Origin of the sequence: Methylobacterium sp. WL103 (assembly GCF_008039885.1) — a bacterium.
In the GTDB taxonomy this organism is placed as follows: Bacteria; Pseudomonadota; Alphaproteobacteria; order Rhizobiales; family Beijerinckiaceae; genus Methylobacterium; species Methylobacterium cerastii.
The window spans coordinates 1-3,109 of the sequence record NZ_VRUX01000508.1; the positions used below are offsets into that span (position 1 = coordinate 1).

Here is a 3,109-nt window from a genome sequence, read left to right on the forward strand (position 1 = left end):
CGCGGCCGACGGGGCGAACCCGGCCGGCGGCTCCATCCGCCACGCCGTCGCCCTCGGCATCTCGCAGAGCGGGCGCTACCTGCGCGACTTCGTCTTCCAGGGCTTCAACCGCGACGAGGCCGGCCGCCGGGTCTTCGACGGCATGCTCTCGCACATCGCGGGCGTCGGCGGGATCTTCCTCAACGCCCGGTTCGGGCAGCCCTCCCGCACCAACACGCAGCACGAGGACCACCTCTATCCCGAGAACGCCTTTCCGTTCTCCACCGCGCGGCAGCACGATCCGATCACCGGCCGGACCGGCGCGCTCCTGCGCGACGACGGCTTCGACCCGCTCCTGATCGAGGTGAACACCGGCACCGAGTATTGGCAGAAGGGCGCCTCGATGCTCACCACGGACCCGCTCGGCCGGTCCGACATGCCGCTGCCCGAGACGTCGCGCGCCTTCCTGGTCTCCAGCGGCTTTCATTACGGGCGCGCCGGCTTGACCTCGACCAAGGGGGCGTGCGCGAACCCGCGCAGCACCCTGAACCCGGCGCCGGCCCTGCGGGCGCTCCTCGTCGCGCTCGAGGAATGGGTGACCGCGGGCAAGGCTCCGCCGGAGAGCCGCGTCCCCCGCCTGTCGGACGGCACGCTGGTGGAGGCCGCCGACGCCGGCTTCCCGTTCCTGGTGGGCATTCCCGTGCCGACGACGCCCAACGCGATCGCGCGATTTTCCACCTATGTCGACCCGCGCCCCGAGACCGGGCCGCAGTACCGGCCGCTGGTGCCGCGTGTCGACGCGGACGGCAACGAGGCGGCGGGCATCCGCCTGCCCGCGGTCGCGGCCCCGCGCGCGACCTTCACCGGCTGGAACCTCTACGCCGACCCGTTCCCGGCCGGCGCCCTGTGCGATCGCGAGGGAAGCCAGATCGGCTTCGCGCGCACGCGGGCCGAACGCGAGGCGGCCGGCGACCCGCGCCCGTCCCTGGAGGAGCGCTACGCAAGCGCGGACGCCTACGTTGCGGCGGTCACGAAATCCGTCGACGCCCTCGTCGTGGACCGCCTGCTGCTGCGCGAGGACGGCGACCGCCTGATCGCGTCGGCACGCCAGGACGCGGCGCCCTAGCGCATTTTCATGCGAGGTGGATGCCGGCTCGCATGAGGAAAGTGCGACCACATAGCAAGTTATACCAGACCTCGATGAGCCCGACTCATTGAAGTCTGGCCCCCGCAACTGCGGGGCGGCGGCAATCCGCCGGACCTCATGGGTTCCTACCCATGAGACTTGGTATTAGAGCATGTTCCGTGATCCAGAGATCACGGAACATGCTCTCGCGCGATCGATCGCGCGAAACGCGATTCAGCGCGGGGCGGCGGCCGGCTCGGAGATCGACGGCTTGGCCGGCGCGCCCCTCAGGGCGATGAAGGCGCTGCCGAACACGGCCAGCACGATGGCGGCGGCGAAGGTGAGGAAAAGCCAGCGGGGCATGCCGTCCCCTAGCACGGGGGCGGGCGGACGGGCACCGCGGCACGTTCGTCGGCGTGCCTCGCGTCGGCGCGGCTTGCGTCGGCCGAGAGTGCGGCGTCAGGCCGGGTCGATCGCGAATTCCATGCCGCGGCCCGGACCCTGGTCGGCATAGCCGACGAGGACGTAGCCGCGCTCGGCGAGCGCGGTGTCGAGGTGGTCGCGGTGCTTGCGATAGAGCTGCCCGATCGCCAGCGGCGTCAGGCGCGGGTTGCCCTGACGCAGCCGGTCGACGCCGACCTGAAGCGGCGCGCCGTCCCGGTCGGCGATGCGCACGAGGGCCGACGCGAGGTCGGCGGCCTTGGTCTCGGAGGCCGATTTCGCCTTGAAGGCCATGCCTGGCTCCTCGTGCCGGATCAGTCCGTGAGCTGGCGCGCCTCTTCCGGCAGCATGATCGGGATGCCGTCGCGAATCGGATAGGCGAGCTTGGCCGAGCGGCTGATCAGTTCCTGGCGGCCGGCGTCGTAGTCGAGGGTGCCCTTGGTCAGCGGGCAGACCAGCAGCTCGAGCAGCTTCGGGTCGACGCGGGTCGCCTCGACGGCGGTGCCCGGGGTGGTCATGTCCTGCGTCATGCTCTCGATCTCCGTTCGAAGCCGTGCCGGTTGGTAGCGGAGGCGCAGGCGTTCGTCATCGCCGAACCCGCCGTGGGAACGCCCGCTACTGCATCGTCGGCTCGGGCCCGGTGCTGCGCACCATCTCCATCTCGGTGACCGCGACCAGGATCTCGGCGCGGGTCTTCAGGTCGGGCGCCTCGAGCATCGCCTGCTTCTCGCGGACGCCGAACGGGCTCATCATGCAGAGCGCGTTGACCAGCGCCTCGTTCGGGGCCTCCTCGATGCCCGCCCAGTCGACCTTGAGGTCGTTGGAATCGACGAAGTCGCGCAGGGCCCGCAGGACGCCGTCGCGGTCCACGGCGTCTTCCCCGGCGCGCGCGGTGAAGTCGATGGCGAAGTCGTCGTAGCTGACCTGGCAACGGCGGTAGGCGCCGGTGGTGGCGAGCTCGCTCATCACCCGGAAGCGGCCGATGCCGGTCAGCGACAGCAGGTAGCGGCCGTCGCCGGTCTCGGCGAACTGGGTGATGCGGCCGGCGCAGCCGACCCGGTACAGCTTCGGGCTCATCGGCGAGGCGCCGCCCTCGGCGTCCGGCTGGATCATGCCGATGACCCGGTCGGTCCGCAGCGCGTCGTCCACCATGGCGAGGTAGCGCGGCTCGAAGATGTTGAGCGGCATCTGCCCGCGCGGCAGCAGCAGGGCGCCGGGCAGGGGGAAGACCGGGATGACGGGGGGGCAATCGCCCGGACCCTTGTAGCCCGCATGCGTGCTCATGACGCCTCCAGCGATACGAAACCTTCGGAGTCCGACCTCACGCGAACAGCAGCGTCGAGAGCTTGCGCCGCCCGCGGATCGCGGCCGGGTCCATCGGACCCCAGGCCTCGAAGAACTGGAGCAGCTGCTTGCGCGCGCCGTCCTCGTTCCAGGTGCGGTCCCGGCGGATGATCTCGATCAGGTGATCGACCGCCTTCTCGCGCTCGTTCCCGGCGTTGAGCCCGAGCGCCAGGTCGAACCGGGCCTGATGCGCGTCGGCGTTGGCAGCGACCTCGGCCT

6 protein-coding genes are annotated in these 3,109 nt (G+C 71.0%); 1 reads left to right on the forward strand and 5 read right to left on the reverse strand.

What is annotated here, in order from left to right; genetic code table 11:
- Positions 1-1,105: alpha/beta hydrolase domain-containing protein (locus tag FV222_RS21420; RefSeq protein ID WP_281406904.1), on the forward strand; the 1,105-nt coding region annotated here is incomplete at its 5' end.
- A 234-nt stretch (positions 1,106-1,339) separates the two neighbouring features.
- Here FV222_RS21420 and FV222_RS31920 read toward each other — a convergent pair.
- The 5 genes from FV222_RS31920 to FV222_RS21440 form a co-directional block, all read right to left on the reverse strand.
- Positions 1,340-1,468: a hypothetical protein gene (locus tag FV222_RS31920; protein WP_281406033.1), complete on the reverse strand. Its 129-nt coding sequence runs from the start codon at positions 1,466-1,468 to the stop codon at positions 1,340-1,342.
- A 96-nt stretch (positions 1,469-1,564) separates the two neighbouring features.
- Positions 1,565-1,840, reverse strand: coding sequence for an adenylosuccinate synthase (locus FV222_RS21425; protein ID WP_147762733.1), 276 nt, complete (start codon positions 1,838-1,840; stop codon positions 1,565-1,567).
- 20 nt (positions 1,841-1,860) lie between these two features.
- Complete coding sequence (locus FV222_RS21430) at positions 1,861-2,076, reverse strand: Trm112 family protein (protein WP_147762732.1); 216 nt, start codon at positions 2,074-2,076, stop codon at positions 1,861-1,863.
- An 85-nt stretch (positions 2,077-2,161) separates the two neighbouring features.
- Entirely contained in the window at positions 2,162-2,830 is a 669-nt protein-coding gene (locus FV222_RS21435; protein ID WP_147762731.1) for an LON peptidase substrate-binding domain-containing protein, read from the reverse strand.
- A gap of 37 nt (positions 2,831-2,867) precedes the next feature.
- Positions 2,868-3,109: tetratricopeptide repeat protein (locus tag FV222_RS21440; protein WP_147815593.1), on the reverse strand; the 242-nt coding region annotated here is incomplete at its 5' end.